Source organism: Plantibacter sp. ME-Dv--P-122b, assembly GCF_030209375.1.
Classification (GTDB): Bacteria; Actinomycetota; Actinomycetes; order Actinomycetales; family Microbacteriaceae; genus Plantibacter.
Genome location: NZ_JARVSC010000001.1, coordinates 127,330 through 151,396, shown reverse-complemented (window position 1 = coordinate 151,396; position 24,067 = coordinate 127,330). Strand labels below are relative to the sequence as shown.

At 69.6% G+C, this 24,067-nt stretch carries 20 protein-coding genes; 7 read left to right on the top strand and 13 right to left on the bottom strand.

Features of this window, described 5'->3' with window-relative positions; genetic code table 11:
* Positions 1–2: 2 nt before the first annotated feature.
* Entirely contained in the window at positions 3–1,865 is a 1,863-nt protein-coding gene (gene dnaK / locus QRN19_RS00800; RefSeq protein WP_064297153.1) for a molecular chaperone DnaK, read from the bottom strand.
* A 306-nt stretch (positions 1,866–2,171) separates the two neighbouring features.
* Complete coding sequence (locus QRN19_RS00795; RefSeq protein WP_285024634.1) at positions 2,172–4,754, bottom strand: ATP-dependent Clp protease ATP-binding subunit; 2,583 nt, start codon at positions 4,752–4,754, stop codon at positions 2,172–2,174.
* Between the two features lie 160 nt (positions 4,755–4,914).
* Here QRN19_RS00795 and QRN19_RS00790 point away from each other — a divergent pair, with 160 nt between their 5' ends.
* From QRN19_RS00790 to QRN19_RS00775, 4 genes are all read left to right on the top strand, one after another.
* Positions 4,915–6,381 (top strand): MFS transporter, encoded by a 1,467-nt coding sequence (locus QRN19_RS00790; protein ID WP_285024633.1) that lies wholly within the window; start codon positions 4,915–4,917, stop codon positions 6,379–6,381.
* A gap of 74 nt (positions 6,382–6,455) precedes the next feature.
* Entirely contained in the window at positions 6,456–7,037 is a 582-nt protein-coding gene (locus QRN19_RS00785; protein ID WP_285024632.1) for a winged helix-turn-helix domain-containing protein, read from the top strand.
* A gap of 25 nt (positions 7,038–7,062) precedes the next feature.
* Positions 7,063–8,160: a serine hydrolase domain-containing protein gene (locus tag QRN19_RS00780; RefSeq protein ID WP_285024631.1), complete on the top strand. Its 1,098-nt coding sequence runs from the start codon at positions 7,063–7,065 to the stop codon at positions 8,158–8,160.
* A complete protein-coding gene (locus QRN19_RS00775) occupies positions 8,157–8,567 on the top strand; it encodes a hypothetical protein (RefSeq protein WP_285024630.1) in 411 nt (136 codons plus the stop codon). Before QRN19_RS00780 ends, QRN19_RS00775 begins: the two co-directional genes overlap by 4 nt.
* Positions 8,568–8,589: 22 nt before the next feature.
* Here the strand turns inward: QRN19_RS00775 and QRN19_RS00770 are convergent, their stop codons facing one another.
* Genes QRN19_RS00770 through QRN19_RS00755 form a run of 4 tightly spaced genes read right to left on the bottom strand, consistent with a single transcriptional unit; the run spans position 8,590 to position 12,148 of the window.
* On the bottom strand, positions 8,590–9,006 hold the full coding sequence (locus tag QRN19_RS00770; RefSeq protein ID WP_285024629.1) for an RbsD/FucU family protein: 417 nt from the start codon (positions 9,004–9,006) through the stop codon (positions 8,590–8,592).
* Positions 9,007–9,049: 43 nt separating this feature from the next.
* The gene (locus tag QRN19_RS00765; RefSeq protein ID WP_285024628.1) at positions 9,050–9,913 is read right to left on the bottom strand and encodes an amidohydrolase family protein; all 864 of its coding nucleotides are present in this window, start codon (positions 9,911–9,913) and stop codon (positions 9,050–9,052) included.
* Positions 9,913–10,866 carry an aldo/keto reductase gene (locus QRN19_RS00760; protein WP_285024627.1) on the bottom strand — a complete coding sequence of 318 codons (954 nt, stop codon included), beginning with the start codon at positions 10,864–10,866 and terminating at the stop codon, positions 9,913–9,915. The genes QRN19_RS00765 and QRN19_RS00760 overlap by 1 nt, the downstream gene beginning before the upstream one ends.
* Entirely contained in the window at positions 10,859–12,148 is a 1,290-nt protein-coding gene (locus QRN19_RS00755) for an L-fuconate dehydratase (RefSeq protein WP_285024626.1), read from the bottom strand. Before QRN19_RS00755 ends, QRN19_RS00760 begins: the two co-directional genes overlap by 8 nt.
* A 179-nt stretch (positions 12,149–12,327) precedes the next feature.
* Between QRN19_RS00755 and QRN19_RS00750 the strand changes: the two genes are divergently transcribed.
* Positions 12,328–13,230, top strand: coding sequence for a fumarylacetoacetate hydrolase family protein (locus QRN19_RS00750; protein ID WP_285024625.1), 903 nt, complete (start codon positions 12,328–12,330; stop codon positions 13,228–13,230).
* Positions 13,227–13,997: an SDR family NAD(P)-dependent oxidoreductase gene (locus QRN19_RS00745; RefSeq protein ID WP_285024624.1), complete on the top strand. Its 771-nt coding sequence runs from the start codon at positions 13,227–13,229 to the stop codon at positions 13,995–13,997. The genes QRN19_RS00750 and QRN19_RS00745 overlap by 4 nt, the downstream gene beginning before the upstream one ends.
* Positions 13,998–14,236: 239 nt before the next feature.
* Here the strand turns inward: QRN19_RS00745 and QRN19_RS00740 are convergent, their stop codons facing one another.
* Positions 14,237–14,899, bottom strand: a complete 663-nt coding sequence (locus QRN19_RS00740; protein WP_285024623.1) for a MarR family winged helix-turn-helix transcriptional regulator — start codon at positions 14,897–14,899, stop codon at positions 14,237–14,239.
* A 53-nt stretch (positions 14,900–14,952) separates the two neighbouring features.
* On the opposite strand from QRN19_RS00740, the gene QRN19_RS00735 reads away from it, so the two are divergent.
* Positions 14,953–15,723 carry a winged helix DNA-binding protein gene (locus tag QRN19_RS00735; RefSeq protein WP_285024622.1) on the top strand — a complete coding sequence of 257 codons (771 nt, stop codon included), beginning with the start codon at positions 14,953–14,955 and terminating at the stop codon, positions 15,721–15,723.
* Between the two features lie 290 nt (positions 15,724–16,013).
* Here the strand turns inward: QRN19_RS00735 and QRN19_RS00730 are convergent, their stop codons facing one another.
* The 6 genes from QRN19_RS00730 to QRN19_RS00705 form a co-directional block, all read right to left on the bottom strand.
* On the bottom strand, positions 16,014–17,192 hold the full coding sequence (locus tag QRN19_RS00730; RefSeq protein WP_285024621.1) for a glycoside hydrolase family 1 protein: 1,179 nt from the start codon (positions 17,190–17,192) through the stop codon (positions 16,014–16,016).
* Between the two features lie 105 nt (positions 17,193–17,297).
* A complete protein-coding gene (locus QRN19_RS00725; protein ID WP_071261828.1) occupies positions 17,298–19,067 on the bottom strand; it encodes an ABC transporter ATP-binding protein in 1,770 nt (589 codons plus the stop codon).
* Positions 19,064–19,984, bottom strand: a complete 921-nt coding sequence (locus QRN19_RS00720) for an ABC transporter permease (protein WP_064297140.1) — start codon at positions 19,982–19,984, stop codon at positions 19,064–19,066. Before QRN19_RS00720 ends, QRN19_RS00725 begins: the two co-directional genes overlap by 4 nt.
* Positions 19,981–20,952, bottom strand: a complete 972-nt coding sequence (locus QRN19_RS00715; protein ID WP_064297181.1) for an ABC transporter permease — start codon at positions 20,950–20,952, stop codon at positions 19,981–19,983. Before QRN19_RS00715 ends, QRN19_RS00720 begins: the two co-directional genes overlap by 4 nt.
* A gap of 8 nt (positions 20,953–20,960) precedes the next feature.
* Positions 20,961–22,637 (bottom strand): ABC transporter substrate-binding protein, encoded by a 1,677-nt coding sequence (locus tag QRN19_RS00710; RefSeq protein ID WP_285024620.1) that lies wholly within the window; start codon positions 22,635–22,637, stop codon positions 20,961–20,963.
* 187 nt (positions 22,638–22,824) lie between these two features.
* Positions 22,825–23,934, bottom strand: coding sequence for a LacI family DNA-binding transcriptional regulator (locus tag QRN19_RS00705; RefSeq protein WP_121291487.1), 1,110 nt, complete (start codon positions 23,932–23,934; stop codon positions 22,825–22,827).
* Positions 23,935–24,067: the final 133 nt, after the last annotated feature.

Here is a 24,067-nt window from a genome sequence, read left to right as displayed (position 1 = left end):
GGTTACTTCTTGTCCTTGTCGTCTTCGTCCTCGACGACCTCGGCGTCGACGACGTCCTCATCGGAGGTCGCCTCCTCAGCCGGGGCCTCGGTTCCTGCGGCGGACTCGGAGGCCTGCGCCTGGGCGTAGATCGCCTCGCCGAGCTTGACCTGGCTCTCGTTGAGCTTGTCGAACGCGGTCTTCACCGCATCCTCGTCCTCACCGGCGAGCGCGCTCTTCAGGGCGTCGACATCGGCCTGGACGTCGGTCTTGACGTCCTCGGGCAGCTTGTCGTCGTTCTCCTTGATGAGCTTGTCGATCGAGTAGGCGAGCTGCTCGGCGCTGTTGCGGACCTCGGCCTGCTCGCGGCGGGCCTTGTCGTCCGCAGCGTGCTCCTCGGCCTCGCGGACCATGCGCTCGATGTCCTCCTTGCCGAGGGACGAGCCACCCGTGATGGTCATCGACTGCTCCTTGCCGGTGCCCTTGTCCTTAGCGGACACGTGCACGATGCCGTTGGCGTCGATGTCGAAGGTGACCTCGACCTGCGGCACACCGCGCGGAGCCGGCGCGATGCCGGTCAGCTCGAAGGTGCCGAGGTTCTTGTTGTCGCGGGTGAACTCGCGCTCGCCCTGGAAGACCTGGATCGCGACGGACGGCTGGTTGTCGTCGGCCGTGGTGAAGGTCTCGCTCCGCTTCGTGGGGATCGCGGTGTTGCGCTCGATGAGCTTCGTCATGATGCCACCCTTGGTCTCGATACCGAGCGACAGGGGGGTGACGTCGATGAGCAGCACGTCCTTGCGCTCACCCTTCAGCACGCCGGCCTGGAGGGCGGCACCGACGGCGACGACCTCGTCGGGGTTGACGCCCTTGTTGGGCTCCTGACCACCGGTGAGCTTCTTGACGAGCTCGGCGACAGCGGGCATGCGGGTCGATCCACCGACGAGCACGACGTGCGCGATGTCGGAGACCTTCACGCCGGCCTCGGCGATGACGTCGTTGAACGGCTTGCGGGTGCGCTCGAGCAGGTCCTGCGTGAGCTCCTCGAACTTCGCGCGGGAGAGCGTCTCGTCGAGGTTGGCCGGGCCGTTCTCCGTGAGGGAGAGGTACGGGAGCTGGATCGACGTCGACATCGAGGAGCTGAGCTCCTTCTTCGCCTGCTCGGCGGCCTCCTTGAGGCGCTGCTTGGCGATCTTGTCGCCCGAGACGTCAACACCGGTCGAGTCCTTGAAGCGCTTGATCAGGTAGTCGACGACGCGCTGGTCCCAGTCGTCTCCACCGAGGCGGTTGTCGCCGGAAGTGGAACGGACCTGGATGGTGGAGAAGTCGTCGTCCTTGCCCACTTCGAGCAGCGAGACGTCGAAGGTACCGCCACCGAGGTCGAAGACGAGGATGAGCTCGTCCTCCTTGCCGCGGTCGAGGCCGTAGGCGAGGGCAGCGGCGGTCGGCTCGTTGATGATGCGGAGCACGTTGAGGCCTGCGACCTCACCGGCCTCCTTCGTGGCCTGACGCTCGGCGTCGTTGAAGTAGGCGGGGACGGTGATGACCGCGTCGGTCACGGTGTCGCCCAGGTACTGCTCGGCGTCGCGCTTCAGCTTCGCGAGGATGCGGGCGGACAGCTCCTGCGGCGTGTACTTCTTGCCGTCGACGTCGAACTTCCAGTCGGTGCCCATGTGGCGCTTGACGCTCGCGATGGTGCGGTCGACGTTGGTGACGGCCTGGCGCTTCGCGGTCTCGCCGACGAGCACCTCGCCATCCTTGGTGAATGCGACGACGGAGGGGGTGGTGCGGAAGCCCTCGGCGTTGGCGATGACGGTGGGTTCTCCACCTTCGAGGACGGCGACCACCGAGTTGGTGGTACCGAGGTCGATGCCTACTGCACGTGCCATGTGTTGGTTCTCCTTGTGTTGACTGCCGGTTCGGAACTCGTCGACTCGGGCGGCATGCTGTGGGCGTCCGGCCGACTCGACGAGCTCGGCACCGAGCTGGTTGATGGGGTGGTGCTGGTGTGACGTCGAGACTTGAGCCCCGATGACTCAATGCTACCGAGGCCCGGTTTCGACGTCAAGAAAGTTGAGCCCGCCTGGCTCAACTCCCAGCGGACGGCCAGTTTGCTCGCGCTGACAGGCCGCCGAAACACCGACAGGCCCAGGGGCCGGAGGTCCGGTCCCTGAGCCTGTCGATCGAGCCCCTGCCTATGCGGCTGCTGCCACCACCGCGGAGCGCTCGGTGACGACGATCTTCCCGTCGACCGCGTCGACGTGCACGGTCGAGCCGTCGCCGACCCCACCACTCACGACGAGCTCGGCGATGCGGTCGTCGACCTCACGCTGGATGAGGCGACGCAGGGGGCGCGCACCGTACTCCGGCTCGTAGCCGAGCTCAGCGAGGAGCGCGAGCGCCTCAGGCGTCGTCTCGAGGGACGCACCGCGCGCGGCCAACCGTTCGGTCGTGCGGCCGAGCATCAGTCCGACGATCTCCTGCAGCTGCTGCTGGTCGAGCTTGCGGAAGAGGACGATCTCATCGATCCGGTTGAGGAACTCCGGACGCATCGCCTCGCGCAGCTTGCCCATGACCCGGGCCCGCAGCGCCTCCTCGGAGCCGAAGCCCGTCGGGTCGTCGGCGCCACCGGCCACGAAGCCCATCGCACCGGACCGGGAGGCCAGGAACTCGGAGCCGAGGTTCGAGGTCATGACGACGACCGTGTTGCGGAAGTCGATCGTCCGACCCTGGCCGTCGGTCAGGCGACCGTCGTCGAGCACCTGGAGGAGCAGGTTGAAGACGTCCGGGTGCGCCTTCTCGATCTCGTCGAACAGCACGATCGAGTACGGGTTCCGGCGCACGCGCTCGGTGAGCTGACCGGCCTCGTCGAACCCGACGTACCCGGGAGGGGCACCGACGAGTCGCGACACCGTGTGGCGTTCGCCGAACTCGCTCATGTCGAAGCGGATCACCGAGTGCTCGTCCGCGAAGAGTGATCCGGCGAGCGCCTTCGCGAGCTCCGTCTTGCCCACGCCGGTGGGGCCGAGGAACAGGAAGCTGCCGACGGGTCGGTTCGCGTCCCCCATGCCCGTGCGGTTGCGACGGACGGCCTTCGACACCGCGGTCACGGCGTCGTGCTGGCCGATGACGCGGGCGTGCAGTTCGTCCTCGAGGCCGGCGAGACGATCCCGCTCGCCCTCCGTGAGCCGGCTGACCGGGATGCCGGTGGCGCGGGACACGACGCCGGCGATCTGGGCCTCGTCGACGACCGCGTCACGATCGGTGCGCGCGCCGGGTCCGTTGGAGGCGGCGTCGAGCTTGGCCTGCACGGCGGTGATCTCGTCGCGGATGCGCGAGGCCTCCTCGTAGTGCTCGGCCGAGACGGCTGCGTTCTTCGACGCTTCGAGTGTCGCGAGCTCCTCGACGAGGGCGCTCACGTCGACGGCCTTCCCGAGCCGCAACCGCAGCCGGGCGCCGGCCTGGTCGACGAGGTCGATGGCCTTGTCGGGCAGGACGCGATCGGGGAGGTAGCGGGCCGACAGCTCGACGGCGGCGCGGAGGGCGTCGTCGGTGAAGCGGACGTCGTGGTGCTCCTCGTACGCCGGGCGGAGGCCGTCGAGGATGAGGACGGCGTCCTCGATCGACGGCTCACCGACGCGCACGGGCTGGAAGCGGCGTTCGAGTGCCGGGTCCTTCTCGATCCCGCGGTATTCACGGAGGGTGGTCGCACCGATGAGGTGCAGCTCACCGCGCGCGAGACGTGGCTTCAGCATGTTCCCGGCGTCCATGCCGCCCTCGCCGGAACCCCCGGCGCCGACGACGGTGTGGACCTCGTCGATGAAGACGATCAGCTCGGAGCGGTTGGCTGCGATCTCGTCGAGCAGGCCGGTGAGGCGCTCCTCGAAGTCACCGCGGTACCGGGTTCCGGCGACCATGGCCGGCAGGTCGAGTGAGATGACGCGCTTGCCCCGCAACTGCTCCGGGACGCCGCCATCGACGATCGCCTGGGCGAGCCCCTCGACGACCGCGGTCTTGCCGACGCCGGCCTCGCCGACGAGCACGGGGTTGTTCTTGGTGCGGCGGGAGAGGATCTCGATGGTCTGCTCGATCTCCTCGGAACGTCCGATGACGGGGTCGAGCGTCCCACCTGCGGCGAGCGCCGTGAGGTCGGTGCCGAAGCGGTCGAGCATCGGGGTGTCCGAGTCGAGGTCGTCGGCATCGCGGTCGTCCTGGTCGTCGGTGGCGACGCCGGGGTCGCCGACGGTCTGGCGCATGCCCTGCGTCAGCGCCTCCGCCGTGACGCCGGCGCGGGCGAGGACCTCTCCGGCGGGCGAGTCCTGGTTGATGACGAGGGCGAAGAAGAGGTGCTCGGGGTCGACGTACGTCGATCCGGCGGCGCGGGCCACCTGGTAGGCGTGGAACAGCGCGCGCTGGGCCGACGGCGTGATGGCCGGGTCCTTGACGCTCGGCGAGGACGCCTGCGGCAAGCGCTGCTCGGCGGCCTTGGCGATGACCTTCGGGTCGACGCCGAGGCGAGCGACGGCGTCCTTCGCGGGCTCCTCGCTCACGATGACGCGCAGGATGTGGAGCGCGTCGAGCTCGTTCTGGCCGCGCTCGAGCGCGAACCGGCCGGCGCGCTGCAGGATCTCCTGCGTCCGTGCGGTGAGGAAGCGGCTGAGGTCGATGGTCCGCGCCGAACGCGCCCGCTCGCCCTCGAGGTATCGGGCGAGGAAGTCGTCGAACGACGACGATCCGCCGTCTGCTGCTGCGCCGCCCTGAGTGAAGTCTTCGGGCACGTGAACCTCCTGGATTCAAACTTGAGTGTCGTACGCTCAAGTCCAACGCGGACCGCCCGAAGCTATTCCCGGGCTCGCGCCGCATCCCAGCGAACCCCCAGCCATCGTGCTCGTGCGGGCGCGCTACCGCCCGTTCACCGCGCGGCACTAGCCTCAGTGCATGAGCACGACTCCCCCAGGTGGCACCGACGGCACCGACCGGACAGGCAGGCGCGACGACGAGGCCCCACGCCTCGGATCCCGGCCCCGCAACTTCCCGCCGCCACCGCTCGTCACGCCCGACGCCGCAGCGGCCACCGTCGACCTCGACACCTCGCAGGTCGCCGCCGTGAAGGCGCAGGCGGGTCGCAAGGGTCGCATCTTCGCGTGGAGCCTGTGGGACTGGGGCTCGGCGTCGTTCAACGCCGTCGTCACCACCTTCGTGTTCACCGTCTATCTGACGAGCGACTCCTTCGGCGAGGAGGCCGCGGTGTCGGCGTCGCTCGGGTGGGCACTCGCCGCCGCCGGACTGCTGATCGCGATCCTCGCGCCGGTCGTCGGCCAACGGTCGGACTCCGCCGGGCGACGGAAGTTCTGGCTCGGCTTCAACACCTACGTCGTCGTCGCGATCACCGCACTCCTCTTCTTCGTCGCCCCCGATCCGGACTTCCTGTGGCTGGGCCTCGTCCTCCTCGCGGTCGGCAACATCGTGTTCGAGTTCGCCGGCGTCAACTACAACGCGATGCTCGCCCAGGTGTCGACGCCCACCTCCATCGGCAAGGTCTCCGGCCTCGGCTGGGGCATGGGGTACATCGGCGGCATCGTGCTGCTGCTCATCGTCTACTTCGGCTTCATCTCCCCCGAGGTCGGACTCTTCGGCGTCACCGGCGAGGACGGCATGGACGTCCGCGTCGCGATGCTCGTGTCTGCGGCGTGGTTCGGGATCTTCGCCCTGCCCGTACTGTTCGCGGTGCCCGAGTACCACGCACCCCAGGCCGTCGCCCGGCCGCACGTCGGGTTCTTCGCCTCCTACGGCGTCCTCGCCAAGAGCATCGCGGAACTCTGGCGCGACAGCCGACAGACGCTCTACTTCCTGCTCGCGAGCGCCGTGTTCCGCGACGGGCTCGCCGGCGTCTTCACCTTCGGTGGCGTCCTGGCCGCGGGGACCTTCGGCTTCTCACCCGGCGAGGTGATCATCTTCGCGATCGCCGCCAACGTCGTCGCCGGGGTCGCGACGATCACGATCGGCCTGCTCGACGACAAGGTGGGCCCGAAACCCGTCATCGTCGCGTCGCTCATCGGCCTCGTCATCGCGGGAAGCGCCGTGTTCTTCCTCCACGAGGGCGGCGCGACGATCTTCTGGATCTTCGGCCTCATGCTGTGCCTGTTCGTCGGCCCTGCCCAGTCGGCGAGCCGCTCGTTCCTGGCGCGCATCATCCCCGAGGGCCGCGAGGGTGAGGTCTTCGGCCTCTACGCCACGACCGGCCGCGCCGTGTCCTTCCTTGCACCGACCGCCTTCGCACTGTTCGTCACGCTCGGCGGGGCGCAGTTCTGGGGGATCCTCGGGATCGTGCTCGTGCTGCTCATCGGCCTCGGACTGCTGATCCCGGTGCATGCGAAGCAGGGGCGGCTCAGCTCGCGGGCGTGATGCGCGGCTCCGACGCCCGAACGACGGAACCGACAAGCTTGATTTCGTAATTACGATATTTGTACACTTGGGTCATGACGACCATCGACCCCGGCGATCACGAGGCGCGTCTCGCGCGTCTCGAAGCCGCCGTGTTCGCCCAGCCGACCGACGACGACACGATCACCGGGCGACCGGGCGACGTGACGCCCGCAGCCACGACCGGCGATCTGGACGACACCTTCTGGGCGCTCCGCGGGCTCGAACAGCGCACGGCCGAGCTCGAGCATGGGGCGGTCCTCTTCACCGGATCGGTCGTCGTCGGCGGCGGACCCGTGCAGTGGCAGTACGCCAGGGCGACCGACGACCTCCTCGCGCTCGGCGACGACCCCGACGCCGTGCAGCCAGCAGCCTCCGGTCCGGTCGCGACGGCGGCATCGCGCCTCGCGGCCATCGGCTCCCCCGTCCGGCTGCAGCTGCTGCTGGCCGTCGCCAAGGGCACGTCGGCACTCGCGGACCTCGGCGAACTCGACGGCATCGGCACGACCGGCCAGGTCTACCACCACGTCCGCGTCCTGACGGCCGCCGGCTGGCTGCAACCCGCCGGCCGCGGACGGGTCGCGGTCCCGCCCACGCGACTCGTCCCGCTCCTCGTCGCCGTCGCCGCCATGGAATGACCACCGACCCCAGGAAGGACCCCGCATGACCGCCACACCACGCAGCACGTCCCGACCCAGACGGGTCTGGGTCATCGCCGCCGTCAGCACCGCTGTCGCCCTCGCGATCGGACTCGCCTTCCGACCGGGGCCCTCGACGCTTCCCGCCGAGGCCACCGGCGACGCCGAACTCGCGGCGTCCGTCCGTGATCTCGCCGGCCCCGACCGCAAGGCCCTGCTGGCCGTCGTCGTCACCCCGGACGGCACCCGCACCGCGACGATCGGCGCCCAGCCGGACACCCGGTTCGAGATCGGGTCGGTGAGCAAGGCCTTCACGGGGCTGTTGCTCGCCGACGCGATCGAGCGCGGCGAGGTCACCCCGGACACCAGGCTCGGTGAGCTCCTCGAGCTGGGCGACGCGCCCGCGGCGGACGTCACCCTCGAGCAGCTCGCCACCCACACCTCCGGCCTGCCCCGGCTGCCGATCGACCTCTCGACGATCCTCTCCTCCGCGTGGTTCGCGCTCACGACGGCGAACCCGTACGGCGAGGACCTCGACCAGCTGCTCGAACAGGCGAGGTCCGCTTCCCTCGACACCCCGACGGGCACCTACTCCAACCTCGGCTTCGAACTCCTCGGTGCCGCCCTCGGCTCGGCCGCGGGCACCAGCTACGCCGACCTCCTCGAGGAGCGGATCACCGGTCCGATGGAACTCGACGCGACCGGCCCCGTGAGCGATGCAGCAGACCTCGGCGACCGCGACCTCCTCGGTGAGACCGCCGGCGGACGGACCGCCGCCGCTTGGACCGGCACGGCGATCGGGCCCGCCGGTGGGATCCGCTCGGACACGGAGGATCTCGCCCGCTTCGCGGAACGGCTGGCCGACGGCAGCGCGCCGGGCATCGAGGCACTCGACCCGCAGGCGGCGTTCGGCGATCGCGAGATCGGCTGGGCCTGGATCACCGATCGGAAGGCGATCGACGGCGAGGACCTCGTCTGGCACAACGGCGCCACGGGCGGCTTCGCGTCCTTCGTCGGTGTCGTCCCGGCGACCGGCACCACGGTGATCATCGTCTCGGCGACCCAGGAGTCGGTCGATGCGGCCGGTGTCGCCCTCCTCGAGCAGATCGGAGCAGCACGATGATCGAGATCCTCATCCCCGCCGTCGTGGCCCTCGTCGTCGCGTGGATCATCGCCCTCCAGGTCGTCCACGCGTGGAGTACGGGACGCTGGGCGGCGACCGAGCGCTACCGACTGGTCGTCGACGCGGTCGACAGCATCGTGATCCTCGCGCTCGTCCGCGCCCTCGCCGCGCCGGTCGGCCTCTGGTCGTGGGCGTGGGTCCTCGCCGTCGCGATCGTCGGCTTCGGACTCGCCGGAGCAGCCCTTCGCTGGCGCGCACTCCCCTGGCACGCACCGAAGCCGAAGCGCTCACTCGACGAGCACGGGGCGACGGTCGAGACCGCGGTCGCGCCGAAGGACCGCCGGCGGCAGGTCCAGGCCGGTCTCTACGGTGCGGTCGGCGTCGCGATCGTCGCGCTCTGCTGGTGAGCGACCGCAGCCCTCGGTCGGGTCAGGCGCCTGGGAGCACGAGCCCCTTCCGCAGGGTGACGTTCCCGTACTTCCTGGTCTCGCCCGTGCGGATGACGAGGAACGCCGTGGCGGCCTCGTCGTAGTAGGCGAACCGGTCGACGAAGCGCACGGCGTCCTCGGTCGTGCCGGCGGCGGCGATGAGTTCTCGCTGGACGTCGAGCACCGTGCCGTCCGCACTCGTCATGAGATCGAGCACGGGCTCGTCGTCGAGCGGGATCACCGTGCGCACCGCTCGGAGGACCTCGGGCGTCGACAGCGTCGGCAGCACGACGACCCGTTCGCCGAGCCGGGCGGCCGGGAAGTGCGCGTCGGCGATCACCACCGCGTCCGAATGTCCCATCGCGTCCAGGTGCAGCAGCAGTTCGCCGCTCAGCACCGGGTCGATCCCTGTCAGCATGGTGACCTCCTCGTCATGGTTCCGTGTCCATCCTTCCGCCCGATCATGTCAGTCCATCGACGCCGGCCGGCCCACGGCGGTCGAGCCGGTAGACGCGCGTCGCCGTCCCGCCACGGAGTGCATCGCGTTCCGCCGGTGACAACTCGTCGACGAGACCGGACAGCTCGTGCCAGACCGCACCGTACCCGCCGCTCGTGACGGTCATCGGCCAGTCGCCGCCAAGCATCAAGCGCTCGGGCCCGAAGCACGCGAGTGCGGTGTCCCAGGCCCGGCGCACGTCGGCCGCCACGAACGGCCGACCGGCTCGGTTGAGGCCGGACACCTTCGCGACCATGTTCGGTGACGCCGCCGCAGCAGCCAGCTCGGTCGCCCACCGTTCGAAGGCCTCATCCTCGTGCGGCGGCTTCGCGAGGTGGTCGACGACGATCGTCAGCCCCTCCTCCAGCCGGGCGAGTCCGGTGGCGTCTCGGAGCAGCCTGGGGAAGGCGTTCGGGAGGTCGAGCGGAAGCCCGCGGTCCGCGAGCACCGCCGCCAACCGGCGCGCGGGTGCTGCCAGGAGCAGGCCGTCCCGGGGATCGTCGTGCAGCAGCTGACGAACGCCGCTGAACCGTGGATGCGCGCCCCAACGGTCGAGCAGGGCCTCGGCCCGCCTCGCATCGTCGATCGGCACCCAGCCGACGACGCCGGCCACCCAGCTGCAGGTGTCCGATGCGCTGAGCATGGACATCGTGTCGAGCTCCGTGTCGTCGGCCTGGACGAGGATCGCCGCATCGACGCCGGCCGCCTGCAGCTCCGCGGCCGCACGCTCCGGCGTGAAGTCCTCGCGAAGCGCCTCGTCGGCCGAAGCGAGCCAGTGATAGCCGTCGGCGCGGTTCCACAGATGGAGGTGCGCGTCGATCGTCCGCATCAGCCGAGCAGCCCTCTGGTGCGCAGCTCCGTCCAGAAGGTCTCGGGGATCGGCGCCTCGAAGCGCTCCACGTTCTGGATCATCTGCTCCGGCCGCGAGGCGCCGACCGCGACCGTCCGCACGGCGGGGTGGCGGAGCGGGAACTGGAGGGCGGCTGCGGGCAGTTCGACCTCGAACCGACGGCAGATCTCGGCGATGTCGACGGCGCGGTCGAAGACCTCCGGCGGGACGGCACCGTACTCGTAGCGTCCGTCGCGGTCGGGGACGGCGCGGGCCAGCAGGCCGGAGTTGAACACCGAGGCGGCGACCACACCGACGCCGTGTTCCAGGCAGGCGGGCAGCACCTCCTCGGCAGCCGGTTGCTCGGCGAGCGTGTACCGACCGGCGATCATGATGAGGTCGGTCAGGCCCGTGCGCACCGCGGCGAGGAGTGCGGTGACATCCATCGACCCGATCCCGACCGCCCCGACGAGTCCTTCCTCGCGGAGGGCGGCGAGCGCCGGGATCCCCTCGGATATCCCGGACTCCGGATCGTTGCGTTCGGGGTCATGGAGGTAGAGCACGTCGACGTGGTCGAGTCCGAGTCGCCCGAGGGACTCGTCGAGCGAGCGACGCACGCCGGCCTCGCTCGCGTCCCACTCGCGCCGCAGGGTCGCCGGGACGACGAAGTCGTTGTCCGTGTCGAGCGCGCCCTCCCCAGCAGGGTTCGGCACGAGGAGGCGGCCGACCTTGGTGGACAGGACGTACTCGTCGCGCGGCTTCGTCCGCAGGAAGGCGCCGAGCCGACGCTCGGAGAGACCGAGGCCATAGTGCGGAGCCGTGTCGTAGAAGCGGACGCCGTGTTCCCAGGCCGCATCGAGGACCGCCCAGGCCTCCTCATCGCTGAGCTCGCGGTAGAGGTTGCCGAGGTTGGCGGCGCCGTACGCGAGCCGCGGGACGAGCAGGTCAGGCACCGGCGCCCCGGAAGGTGAACTCGGCGATCGACGTCGCGAGCATCTCCGAACCGCCGCCGGGGGCGAGCGGCGCGCGGTACCGGCCGGCGACGATCTCGACGGGCTCGACGAAGTGCTCGTGCAGGTGGTCGACGAATTCGATCATGCGTCCATCCTCGCTTCCGGACACGGCGATGAAGTCGAACATCGAGAGGTGCTGCACCGCTTCGCACAGCCCGACGCCACCGGCGTGCGGGCAGACCGGGACACCGAACTTCGCGGCCAGGAGGAGGATCGCGATGTTCTCGTTCACGCCGGCGACCCGCGTGGAGTCGATCTGGAGCACCTGGAGGGCGTCGGCCTGCAGGAACTGCTTGAACATGATGCGGTTGGCCATGTGCTCGCCGGTCGCGACCGGGATCGGGGCGACGCCGCGCGCGATCGCCGCGTGGCCGAGGATGTCGTCGGGGCTCGTCGGCTCCTCGATCCAGGCGATGTCGTGGGGGGCGAGTCGGGACATCCAGTCGATCGCCTCCGCGACGTCCCACCGTTGGTTGGCGTCGACGGCGATCCGGATGTCGGGTCCCACCGCGTTCCGGGCGATGGCGAGGCGGCGGACGTCGTCTTCCACGGTCCCGCCGACCTTGAGTTTGACCTGCGCGAATCCGTCCGCGACCGCTTCGCGACACAGGCGGTCGAGCTTCTCGTCGGAGTAGCCGAGCCACCCGGGCGTGGTCGTGTAGGCGGGGTACCCGGCGGCGAGGAGGGCCTCGATCCTCGCCTCCCGTCCCGGCTCCGCGCGTCGGAGGATCGCGAGGGCGTCGTCCGGGGTGAGAACGTCGCTCAGGTAGCGGAAGTCGACGAGCTCGACGAGCTCCTCCGGGGTCATGGTGGCGAGCAACCGCCAGAGTGGCAGTCCGGCGCGTTTGGCCTTGAGGTCCCAGAGCGCGTTGACGACGGCGCCGATCGCCATGTGCATGACGCCCTTCTCGGGACCGAGCCACCGGAGCTGGGAGTCGTAGACGAGTTCGCGCCAGAAAGCGCCGAGGGCGGCGAGCACGGGCTCGACCTCGCGACCGAGCAGGTGCTCCCGGAGGGCGTGGATCGCTGCGACCTCGACGTCGTTGCCGCGTCCGATGGTGAAGACGAAGCCGTGGCCCTCGTGGCCGTCGTCTGCATCCGTGACGAGCCGCAGGTAGGCAGCGGAGTAGTCGGGATCGGGGTTCATGGCGTCCGAGCCGTCGAGGGTGGTCGAGGTCGGGAACCGGACGTCGTGCGTCTCGAATCCGATGATGGTACTCACGTCGGCATGCTCCTTCGGGCTGGTGCCACCGAGCTTAGACATCCGACGTCTGGGCTGTCAATGCGTCCGAATCGGGCGTCATAGTCTGTTGCAGCAGCCCGATCGACGGTAGAGTTCAGATGTTATCGGCTACGGAGCCGGGTCCGCAGGTGGGCACCGGCGGAACCGGAAGGACCAGCATGCGCTTCGCCAGACTCGGCCCCGTGGACGGGGAGACCCCCGTCGTGTTCGTGGGCGACACCGCCTACGACCTCCGATCGATCACCCCCGACATCGACGGAGCGTTCCTCGCCGGCGACGGCGTCGCCCACGTCCGCGCCGCCCTCGAGTCGGGTGCGCTCCCCGTCCTCGACGGCGCCGACGAGCTCCGGATCGGCGCTCCGATCGCCCGGCCGAGCGCGGTCGTCTGCATCGGGATGAACTACGCGGCGCATGCGGCGGAGTCGGGATCCGCTCCTCCCGAGATCCCCATCATGTTCCTGAAGACGCCCAACACGGTCGTCGGACCGAACGACGACGTCCGCATCCCGCGAGGCAGCACGAAGACCGACTGGGAGGTCGAGCTCGGCGTCGTCATCGGCGAGCGCACCTCCTACCTCGACAGCCCTGAGGACGCCCTCGGCCGCATCGCCGGATTCGTCACCGCGAACGACGTGTCGGAGCGCGACTTCCAGATGGCGGCGAGTGGCGGGCAGTGGTCGAAGGGCAAGTGCGCTCCGGGCTTCAACCCGACCGGCCCGTGGCTCGTGACGCCGGACGAGGTCGACGCCGGCGCTCTGCGACTCCGCAGCTGGGTCAACGGCGAACCACGTCAGGACTCGAGCACGGCCGACCTCATCTTCGACGTCGCCACGGTCATCTGGCACCTGAGCCAATACCTGCAGCTCGAACCCGGCGACCTCGTCCTGACCGGCACACCCGAGGGTGTCGCGCTCTCCGGCCGGTTCCCCTACCTCGCACCGGGCGACGTCTGCGAGGTCGAGATCGAAGGCCTCGGCCGCCAGCGACAGCGGTTCGTCGACCCGGTCCCTGGAATCGCGCCGTCTGCCAAGCCGGCCGAGGCACTCGGAGCCCGCGCATGAGCGCCGCAGACACCGGCGAGTTCGACGGACTCGTCGCGATCGTCACCGGCGGCGCTTCGGGGATCGGCGCCGCCATCGTCGAACGCCTCTCCGCCGATGGCGCGAGCGTCGCGATCCTCGACCTGAACCCGTCGCCCGACGAGGACTCCGCCACCCGCCTGTCGGTGCGGGCGAACGTCGCCGACGACGCGTCGGTCCGCGCGGCGATCGACGCCGTCGTCGCACGGTTCGGCCGCCTCGACATCGTCGTGAACAACGCCGGTATCGGCGCGCAGGGAACCGTCGAGTCGAACGACGACGACGAGTGGCACCGCGTCTTCGACATCAACGTCGTCGGCATGGCCCGCGTGACCCGCGCAGCCCTCCCGCACCTGCGCGAGTCGCCGTCGGCCGCCATCGTGAACACCGCGTCGATCGCCGCGACGGCGGGGCTCCCCCAGCGGGCGCTCTACACGGCGACGAAGGGGGCCGTACTGTCGTTGACGCGCGCGATGGCCGCCGACCACCTGAGCGAGGGCATCCGGGTCAACTGCGTGAACCCGGGCACGGCCGACACCCCGTGGGTGGGCCGACTCCTCGACAGCGCGCCCGACCCGGCCGCAGAACGCGCCGCCCTCGAGGCCCGCCAACCGCATGGCCGGCTCGTCGCCGCGACCGAGGTCGCCGGGGCCGTCGCCTACCTGGCGAGCCCACGCTCAGGCTCGACGACCGGCACGTCGATCGCCGTCGACGGCGGAATGCAGGAGCTCCGCCTCCGCCCCGAGTAGCAAGCGCCGGGTCCGGGTGCCCGCCTCACCGTTCAGAACTCAGGAGCGCCCCGGCGGTTCTCGCGTGAGACGGCCATCCCCAGGCCGACGCGCCTGACTCCTCCTGAATTGTGAACCGCATGGACCGGACGGGTCCGATCGTGCAGAACTCAGGCGCACGCCCGCGCGTCCGGCCACCGAGGGGATGATCCGGCTCGGCTCACCGGGACGCTCCTGAATTACGAACCCGGAGCCAAGGATCAGGCGTGTGGTTCCGCATCGGGGCGCGGCCACGCGGCGACGAAGCGCTCGAGGTATGCGGCGAACTGCGCCGCCTCCTCGGGCGTGAATCCGGAGAGCGCGGTCGTGACCGCGTCGCGTCGACCCCGGTGCGCCTCCTGCAGGACCGCGCGGCCGGCGGCACTCAACTGCACCACGCTGCGTCGACCGTCGTTCGGGTCGACCGCGCGAGCGACCTCGCCGCGCTTCGTCGCTTCGGCCACGAGCCGGCTCGCGCGGGGTTGGTCGACGCCGATCGCCTCCGCGAGCGCACTGATCCCCATACCACCGGCCGCATCGTCACGAGCGAGCGCGTCCAGCATCCGGAACCGAGCCGCCTGGGCGATCGCCTGCTCGCGCGGATGACGGGCGCCACCGCCGGGACCCCAGGGCCCACCGAAGCCGGGTCCGAAGCCCGGACGGCGCCCGCGCCCACGTTCGTCATCAGCGCCGCCGTCGGTGCCGTGCCGATGACCGCCCCCGTGCTCATCGTGGTGGTGATGACCGGGCCCACCGCGCCCACCGCGTCCGCCGAAGCGACGGCCTGACTGGTCCCGTCGGATCTGGACGAGGGCCTGCTCGATCATCTCCACCGGGTCGGTTGCTGTGGGTTCGCTGGGCTGCGCTTGACGATCATCGGACATACATGTCATTATACATTTACATGTAACAGAGCATGCAAATAAGGAGACCACCCATGAACACCCCCACGACTTCCCCAGAGCAGTCCACCACCCAGTCCGCCGAGCGCCCGCTCGGCTTCTGGCTCCGCACCGTCGATCACGCGGTCAAGCACTCGATGCACGAGGTGCTCGCCGAGGACGGCCTCGGCCGGCGCAGCTGGCGCACGCTCGAGCTCATCGCCTCCGGCGCCTCGAGGGTCGAGGAGATCGACGCCTCGCTCCCGCCACACCGCCGCGGACCGCGCGGCCCCGAACGGTTCGGCCGCCGCGGCGGGTTCGGCCCCGGTCGCGGCTTCGGTCGCCCCGAGCGCACCGCCGACACGACGGCGGACACCGCATCCGCGGAGCGTCCGCGCGACCACGAGCACGGCCACCCCGCTCACGATCGGGCCTTCGGGCGCGGCCTCGAGTCCGGTGCCGGCTTCGGTCGTGATCACCGTCCCGGCGGCGCACCGTTCGGCCCCGGCCACGGCCACGACCGCGGTAACCGAGGTCCTCGTCGCTCGACCGCGGACATCGTCATGGACTTCGCCGCACGCGGCTGGGTCATCGTCGACGCCGACGGCATCACCCTGACGGACGCCGGTCGCGAGGCGCACGACGCGCTCCGCACCAAGGTCGACGCGGTCCGCCAGACCGTCGCCGACGCCGTCTCACCCGAGGACCTCGCTACGACGCTCGCCAGCCTCGAGAGCATCGCCCGAGCCTTCGGCCGGGACGAGCACGCAGTGCACGAGCGCGGCCCGCATGGTCGCTTCGGTCGCGGCCCCCGCAGCGAGCGCTGACCGGCTGCCGGCGTCTTCCGCCCATGCGGACCCCAGCCGAACACCATGCACCGAGCCCCGGGCAGCAATCGCTGCCCGGGGCTCTCGCCGTCCACAACTCAGGACGCCCACCGCGTGTCGCGGCCAACCGGACCGCAATCGGGGGCGCCGCGCCGGAGGCGTCCTGAATTGCGGACACACACAACCTGTGGTCACTCCGTTCACAACTCAGGAGACCTGGCGCGTGTCGCGGCGCGGAGGAGGGACCCGGCGGCCGACACGCCGGAGGCGTCCTGAATTGCGAACCTCCGCTACTCCGTGAGGCCGTTCGCCTTCGCGACGTTCCCGAGCCACGCGAGGCTCGGCTTCGGCGTGCGCACGAAGGTCTCGCGGTCGACGGCGATGAGGCCGAAGGTCGGCCGGAAGCCGCTCGCCCACTCGTAGTTGTCGAGCGCACTCCAGTGGAGGTAGCCCTCGAGCTGGATCCCGTCCTGGATGCAGGCGTGCAGCTCGCGCAGGGCGCCGTCCGTGTAGTCGATCCGACGCGTGTCGTCCGAGGTCGCTATGCCGTTCTCGGTGATCATGATCGGCACCCCACCCGACAGCTCCCAAGCACTCCGCACACCTTCGGCGGCGGCCGGCGGATAGAACTCCCAACCGGTGAGCGTCGTCTCGACGTCGTCCTCGACGGGCAGCGGACCCTTCGGCCCGATGAACGTGCGCGTGTACGCCTGGACACCGAGGAAGTCGTCGCCGGCGGACTGCTCGAGGTACCAGTCGTCACGCGGGTAGCCGTACTCGCGCAGCATCTCGTCGGAGCCCGGCTCACCGTTCGACCGGAACGCCTGCGTCGCGATGGTCCAGCCGGACTTCAGGCCGGACACCTGCGACAGCACCTCGCGCGAACGCTTGTGCGACTCGAGGAGCGCGTCCGCCACGAACAGGTCCGGGTTCGGCAGGCCGTACGCGACGAGGTTCGCCGCGTCCTCACCACCGGCGAGCATCGCGGCGATGTTCGGCTCGTTGATGGTGCAGACGTGGTCGACACCCTCGCCGACGATCGGCAGCGTCAGCTCGGTGTACCGCGCGAAGAGGTCGGCGGCGTCCTTCGCCCGCCAGAACCCGTCACGCTCGAACCAGCGCGGCACCGTGAAGTGCATGAGCGTGACGACCGGGTTGAGTCCCAGCTCGTGCGCGGTGTCGACCATGCGACGGTAGTGGTCGACCTCGGCACGCGACACGATGCCGCGCTCGGGCTCGATCCGCGCCCACTCGACACTGAACCGGTAGGTGTTCAGCCCGGCGTCGGCGAGCAGCTGCATGTCCTCGCGGTAGCGGTGGTAGCTGTCCATCGCGTCGCCCGAGGGCTCGACGATGTTCGTCCCGGCTTCGTGCTCGTGCACCCACCAGTTGCTGTTGATGTTGTTGCCCTCGATCTGGTGGGCAGCGGTGGCAGCGCCCCAGAGGAAGCCGTCGGGGAAGGTCAGCACGGGTGTTGCTCCTGTTTCATGTTGAGGTGGCCCTTCGACAAGCTCAGGGACCGGGAGGGGTGGGCTCAGGGACCGGGAGGGGTGGGCGCAGAGACGGGACGGGCGTCAGCGCTTGGCGCGGGCCGGATTGGGGACGGCGTCGAGCAGCTGGATCGTGTACGGATCCTGCGGGTGCTGCAGGACGTGCGCGGTCTCGCCGCGTTCGACGACGCGCCCCTGGTTGAGGACCATGATGTTGTCGGTCACGAGTCGCGCCGACAGCAGGTCGTGCGTGATGTAGAGCATCGAGACGCCCCACTGCTCGCGCAGGTCTTCGAGCAGCGCGAGCACACCGGCACGCAGCGACACGTCGAGCATCGACACGGGCTCGTCGGCGATGAGCACCTGCGGGTCGCTCGCGAGCGCCCGGGCGATCACGACGCGCTGCCGCTGTCCACCGGAGAGCTGGTGGGGCAGTTTCGCCGCGAACTGCTCGACGGGTGAGAGGCCCACCGTCTCGAGGAGTTCGAGCACCCGTTTGCGGACGGCGTCGCCCTTCAGCCCGGTGAAGTTCACCACCGGACGGGTGAGCGTGTACTCGACCGTGTGCAGCGGGTTGAGCGCCGCATACGGGTCCTGGAAGATCATCTGCACGTTCTTGTGCAGGTTCCGGATCCCCTTGCGGTTCAGCTGGGCGACGTCGAGGTCGCCGAAGCGGACCGCACCGGACGTCGGCTTCTCGATGCCCGTGATGAGCTTCGCGATGGTCGACTTGCCGGAGCCCGAGGCCCCCACGAGCGCGAGCGACTGGCCGGGTTCGAGCGTGAACGACACGTCGTCGACGGCCGTCACCGCGGACTCACCGCGGCGCGGCGGCGGGTAGACCTTCGAGACGGCGTCGACGATGACCGCCGACTCCGCCGAACGACCGGCACGCGACGAGGCCTTGCCCGACTCGGAGCTCGCGCTCGTCGCGGTCGGGACGCTCGTCGTGGTGCCCGACACCGGAGCCGTCCCCCGGTTCGCCCGCGAGGGGAAGCCGGGCAGCTCGACGACCGCGGCGCGCGGGTCGGCGTAGTGACTGAGCAGCATCCGCGTGTACGGGTCCTGCGGACGCTCGAGGATGTCGCGGCTCGGGGCGTCCTCGACGATGCGGCCCTCGTGCATGACGAGCACCCGCTGGGTCGCCTCGAGCACGACACCGAGGTCGTGGCTGATGAGGATCGCGGTGAACCCCTCGGCCTGCTGCAGCTCCGTGATCGTGTCCATGATCGCGTGCTGCACGAGGACGTCGAGCGCGGTGGTCGGTTCGTCGAACACCATGAGGCGAGGCTCGAGCGACAGGGCCAGCGCGATGGACACGCGCTGACGCATGCCGCCGGACAGCTCGCCGGGGAAGCGGGCGAGCACCTGCGGCGTCAGCCCGACCTTGCCGACCAGCTCGGCCATCCGGGCGTCCCAGCGGTCGCGGGAGACGTGGCCGTGCGCCTTGAAGATGTCCACGAAGTGGTTGCGGATCGTGCGGACCGGGTTGAGTGCGTTCATGCCCGACTGCAGCACCATGGCGAACCCGCCCTGCCGCTGCTCGCGGAGCGCCTCGTCGCCGAGCTCGCGGATGTCCTTGCCACCGAAGAGGATCTGCCCGCCGTTGATGCGGGCCGGCGGCTTCTGCAAGCGGGTGGCCGCGAAGCCGAGCGTCGACTTCCCGGAGCCGGACTCGCCGACGAGCCCGATGAACTCACCGGCACCGACGGAGAACGACACGTGGTCGACCGCCTGGACCGGCGCGGCGCCGACGGACTCGTAGACGACGGACAGGTCGCGGACCTCGAGGAGCGCTCCGGTCCCGGCTGCCGGCGCGGATGCGCTCTCGGCCTGGAGGTTGACGGCGTTCATCGTGACTTCCCTTCACGGAGGCGCGGGTTGCTGATCGCGTCGACACCGAAGTTGATGAGGGTGAGGCTCATCGCGAGGAGCGCGATGCAGAGACCGGGGGCGAAGAGGAGGATCCACTGACCGGTGAGCAGGGCGTTGGAGTTCTGCGCCCAGTAGAGGATCGTGCCCCAGCTGACGATCGACGAGTCGCCGAGGCCGAGGAACTCGAGGCCGGCCTCCGCGAGGATCGCACTCGTCGCGGCACCGAAGAAGCCACCGGCGATGAGGGACGTCATGTTCGGCAGGATCTCGTTGAACACGATGCGGAACGGTCGGTCGCCGGAGAAACGGGCCGCGGTCACGAAGTCACGCGAACGCAGCGACTGCGTCTGGCTGCGGAGCACGCGGGCACCCCACGCCCACCCGGTGATCACGATGACCGCGACGATCATCACGAGCCCACCGTTCTGGAGGTACGCGGCGATGACGATCATGAGCGGCAGGCCGGGCACCACGAGGAACAGGTTGACGATGAAGTTCACGACCTCGGCGCCGAACCCCTTGATGTAACCCCAGCTGAGGCCGATCAGCACCGCGACGATCGTCGACAGGATGCCGGCGATGAAACCGACCGTGACGCTGATCTGCGAACCGTAGATGAGCTGGCTGAGGACGTCCTCACCCGCCGCCGTCGTCCCGAACCAGTGCTCGGGGCTCGAGTCGGCGTTCCGCGGGAACCCGTCCTGGCTCGCGCCGTAGGGTGCGAGCACCGGCGCGAAGATCGCGACGAGGATGAAGAACGCGAGGATGATGAGCCCGAGGCGGGACTTCCAGTTGGCCCAGAGCGTCGCCGCCGATCGACCGATGAAGGCGAACTTCCTCGGTGGACGCACGGCCTGGTCGGACTGCAGTGTCTTGACGTGCTGTGTGGTGGTCATCGGCGGGTCCTTGGGTCGAGTACGCCGTACAGGATGTCGACGAGGAAGTTGGCGACGAGCACGCTCACCGTGATGAGCAGGAAGAGCGCCTGCATGAGCGGGTAGTCCTGTCCGATCACCGCGTTGAACAGGAGGAAGCCGATGCCCGGGTAGCCGAAGACCTGCTCCACGAGGATCGAGCCGCCGACCACACCGCCGAGCGCGAGCCCGAAGCCGGTGAGGTTCGGGAGGATCGCGTTGCGGGCCGCGTACTTGATGGCGACCGTGCGACCGCGGAGCCCGTTCGCCTCGGCGAAGGTCACGTAGTCGTCACCGAGCGTGTTGATCATCGCGTTGCGCATGCCGATGATCCAGCCGCCGAGGCTCGTCACGAGGATCGTCAGCGCCGGCAGCACCGCGTGGTACGCGACGTCGACGATGAAGTCCCAGGTGAACGCGGGCGAGGCCGTCGGTCCGAAGGCACCCGAGGTCGGGAACCAGTGGAGGACGTAGCCGGCGAAGAACAGCAGGAGCAGCGCGGTCCAGAAGTACGGGAACGTGCTGGCGAAGGTGCCGCTCAGCGTCGGCAGGGCGTCGAGCCAGGTGTTCCGCCGCCAGGCCGCGAGCACGCCGATGAGCGTGCCGAGGATGAAGGCGACGATCGTCACGATCCCGAGCAGGATGATCGTGTACGGGAACGCCTGCCAGATGAGCTCGCCCACCGACTGTGGGAAGAAGGTGTACGAGACACCGAAGTCGAGCGTGACGACCTGGTGGAGGTACGTGACGTACTGCTCCCAGAGGTTGCCGCCGGGGACACCGAGTTGGGCCTCGATCGCCGCCCGTGTGGCCGCGGAGACCGGGCCGTTCTGCGCGAGCTTCGCGATCGCGGCGTCGGTCGGGGAGCCGGGCATGAGTCGCGGCAGGAGGAAGTTCAGCGTGACCGCCGCCCACAGGGTGAGGACGAAGAGGCCGAGTTTGCGCACCATGTACACGGTCACTCACCGTCCTTCCGGAGCTTGAGATGCGTGAACACGAGGAGCGGGGTCTGGTCGTAGGTCTGGAGCGGTGCGTACGGGTTGTCCGCATCGGGCCAGCCCGTGAACTTCTTGTCGTTGTAGAGGCCCCAGAGTCCGCCGTAGTACATGCCGATGACCGGGAAGTCGCTGTAGACGATCTGCTGCATCTGGTGGCTCAGCCCCAGGCGAGTGGCCTCGTCGGTCGTCTCCTTGTACTGGGCGAGCAGCTGGTCCATCTGCGGGTTTCGGTAGCGACCGAAGTTGCTGGACGTCGTCTCGCCGATCGGCTTCGCGAACTCGCTGTTGAAGCTGTTGTTGAAGCCCTGGAACATGATGCCGTTGCCCATGCCGCCCATAGCGACCTCGAAGGCACCGCTCTGGATCGCCTGCTGGTAGCCCGGCGGCTGCGGCTGCTTGATCTGCACGTCGATGCCGAGGGCGCCGAGCTCCTTGCGGACCTCCTGGACCGCGCGGAGCCAGTCCGCATAGCCGTTGGCGGTCGTGATCGAGAAGCTGAACTGCTTGCCCGCCGCGTCGACGAGCTTGCCGCCCTGCTGGGTGTACCCGGCGGCCGCGAAGGCCTCGAGGGCGCCGGCGGTGTCCTGGGTGATCATGCCCTGGTTCGGGAGGGTCGGGTCGAGCTCGTCCTGCTGGTTGGGGAGCATGAGGCTCGACTGGCCTGCGGCACCGAGGTAGCCCTCTGTGGCTGCGTCGGCGATCTTGTCGCGGTCGAGCGCCAGGGCGATGCCACGACGGACGTCGACGTTGTCGAACGGGGCGACGTCCATGTTGGGCACGAGCCCGATCACGCCTCCCGGCGGGAACCAGAACTTGTTGTGGTCGTTGGCCGCACCCCAGGTGCCTTCGACGTTCGACAGGAACGAGTACGCCCAGTCGAAGCCCTTGGTGACGATGTCGAGTTCGCCGGTGGCCGCGGGGATCACGAGGTGGTTGACCTCGATCTTGTCGGCCTGCCAGTACGTCTCGTTCTTGTCCATCGTGTACTGCTGCGAGGTGTAGTTGCCGAGCACGTACGGACCGGTGCCGACCGGGTTCGGGTTCCGCCAGGTGTCGGGGCTCTTGACGTCCTTCCAGATGTGCTCCGGGACGATGAGCGTCTGCGAGACGATGTCGGCCGCGGGGGCGTCGTCGTCGAGCAGGTGCATGATGACGTGCTGGCCCTTCACCTCGATCGTGTCGATGTGCTGCCAGGCGCCCTTCTGGTCGAGCGTCGGGTACTGCTTGATGAGGTCGAAGGTGAACTTGACGTCCTCAGGGGTGAAGGCCTCGCCGTCGGACCAGGTGGCGCCGTCGCGGATCGTGTAGTCGATCGTGCGGGCGTCCGGGAGGTCGACCTGCTCGGCGAGCCACGGCGTCTCCTTGCCGTCGAGCACGTTGATGATCACGAGCGGCTCGTAGATGTAGCTCGAGGCCGAGCGCTTGTTCACGAGGTAGGGGTTGAAGTTCCGCTCGAGCATCGGGGTGCCCTTGTCGGAGGCCAGCAGCATCGTGTCGGCGGGGATCGAAGGATCCGGCTCGCTCTTGATCTGGATGCTGCAGCCGGAGACGAGCAAGGCCGCGGCGGCGATCATCGCCGCTGCTCCGAGTCGTCTGCGCCTGCGGACCTTGGTCCGCTCGTGCGTCGTGTGCGTCATCGCCACCGTCCTTGCTGAAGTCTGTACCGGTTGAGTGTAAGCGCATACATTGCTCGACGCAACCCGTGTCGGACATCCGCTCCTGTTCGCAATTCAGGAGAGCCTCGGCGTGGCGACCTCGCAGCGGACGGACGCGCCGCGGCGCGCCGTGGGCATCCTGAATTGCGAACGCGGAGAGAGGCGATGATCAGGACGTGATCGACTCGGAGCTCTCGCGAAGGACGACCTCGACGGGGAGTCGGACGGACATCGCGGGCAGCTTCGGCTCGGCGAGGCGACGGGCGAGCGCCTGCACGGAGACCCGGCCGAGCGTCTCCATCGGCTGCCGGACCGTCGTGAGCCGCGGAGCGGACAAGCGGCCGGCGTCGATGCCGTCGAATCCGGTGACGATGAGCTCCTCCGGGACCGCGACCCCGGCGATCCTGGCGGCGTCGATCACGCCGAGCGCCATCTGGTCGTTGGCGCACACGACGGCGCGCGGCAGGCCGTCGCGTCGGAACAGCTCCCGACCGACCCGTCGCCCACCCTCCCGGGTGAAGTCGCCGCGAAGGGTCGGCTCCTCCGGGGCCTCGAGCGACCGGTCCGCGAGCGCCGCGCGGAACCCGCTCCAGCGTTCCGCATCATCGGGCGAGCCGAGGCTTCCCGCCACGTACTCGAGCTCCCGGGCGCCGAGGTCGTCGATGAGGTGCGCCGTGAGTGTGCGCATCCCCTCCGCGTTGCTCACCGAGACGTGGTCGAGGTCGTCGCCGCGCCTGGGCCCCGCCATCACGACGATCGGGACGTGCCGCGACAGGCGCGCGAGCTCCTCCTCGCTGGCGCTCCCGGCCAGCACCATGAGGCCGTCCACCCGACCCGCCATGTCGCGCACGGTCTGCGTCGCCGTGGATCCGCGGCCGACGCCGACGAGCAGCGCGAACCCGCTCCGCCAGGACTCCAGTTCGCAGCCGCGCAGCACCTCGTCGAAGTAGAGGTTGAGCGTCCGCGTGTCGGTCCGCTCGGGGATGTCGCGCACGATGCGCGCTCCCCCGGCCGCCGCTTCGTCACCCTCGAGGGCGATGTCCCCGAGGTCGTCCATGGCGTCGAGCCCCTGGAAGAACAGGCCGATGACGCCGGTTCGGCGCGCGGCGAGACCTCGTGCGGCCCCACTCGGGACGTACCCGAGTTCGCCGACCGAGGCGAGCACGCGGTCTCGAGTGGCCGGCTTCACGTCGTCGGGGCGGCTGAGCACCCGCGAGACCGTCGCGATGGAGACGCCGGCGTGGTGCGCGACGTCGTAGACCGTCGGCGGTTTCGTCATGGGAACGCCTTCCTTCGGCCACCAATGATACGCACGGCATCCTGCCCACCCGGTCCACCGGCGGCGTGGGATGACGCGCGGAGCGCCCTCGTCTTGCGTCACGAAAGCGGCCCACACGAGCCGGGAACCGCAG

Coding starts and splice junctions, on each gene's coding strand:
- dnaK (WP_064297153.1), bottom strand. CDS start 1,865: ATGGCACGTGCAGTAGGCATCGACCTCGGTACCACCAACTCGGTGGTC.
- QRN19_RS00790 (WP_285024633.1), top strand. CDS start 4,915: ATGAGCACGACTCCCCCAGGTGGCACCGACGGCACCGACCGGACAGGC.
- QRN19_RS00785 (WP_285024632.1), top strand. CDS start 6,456: ATGACGACCATCGACCCCGGCGATCACGAGGCGCGTCTCGCGCGTCTC.
- QRN19_RS00780 (WP_285024631.1), top strand. CDS start 7,063: ATGACCGCCACACCACGCAGCACGTCCCGACCCAGACGGGTCTGGGTC.
- QRN19_RS00775 (WP_285024630.1), top strand. CDS start 8,157: ATGATCGAGATCCTCATCCCCGCCGTCGTGGCCCTCGTCGTCGCGTGG.
- QRN19_RS00770 (WP_285024629.1), bottom strand. CDS start 9,006: ATGCTGACAGGGATCGACCCGGTGCTGAGCGGCGAACTGCTGCTGCAC.
- QRN19_RS00765 (WP_285024628.1), bottom strand. CDS start 9,913: ATGCGGACGATCGACGCGCACCTCCATCTGTGGAACCGCGCCGACGGC.
- QRN19_RS00750 (WP_285024625.1), top strand. CDS start 12,328: ATGCGCTTCGCCAGACTCGGCCCCGTGGACGGGGAGACCCCCGTCGTG.
- QRN19_RS00745 (WP_285024624.1), top strand. CDS start 13,227: ATGAGCGCCGCAGACACCGGCGAGTTCGACGGACTCGTCGCGATCGTC.
- QRN19_RS00740 (WP_285024623.1), bottom strand. CDS start 14,899: ATGTCCGATGATCGTCAAGCGCAGCCCAGCGAACCCACAGCAACCGAC.
- QRN19_RS00735 (WP_285024622.1), top strand. CDS start 14,953: ATGAACACCCCCACGACTTCCCCAGAGCAGTCCACCACCCAGTCCGCC.
- QRN19_RS00725 (WP_071261828.1), bottom strand. CDS start 19,067: ATGAACGCCGTCAACCTCCAGGCCGAGAGCGCATCCGCGCCGGCAGCC.
- QRN19_RS00720 (WP_064297140.1), bottom strand. CDS start 19,984: ATGACCACCACACAGCACGTCAAGACACTGCAGTCCGACCAGGCCGTG.
- QRN19_RS00715 (WP_064297181.1), bottom strand. CDS start 20,952: ATGGTGCGCAAACTCGGCCTCTTCGTCCTCACCCTGTGGGCGGCGGTC.
- QRN19_RS00710 (WP_285024620.1), bottom strand. CDS start 22,637: ATGACGCACACGACGCACGAGCGGACCAAGGTCCGCAGGCGCAGACGA.
- QRN19_RS00705 (WP_121291487.1), bottom strand. CDS start 23,934: ATGACGAAACCGCCGACGGTCTACGACGTCGCGCACCACGCCGGCGTC.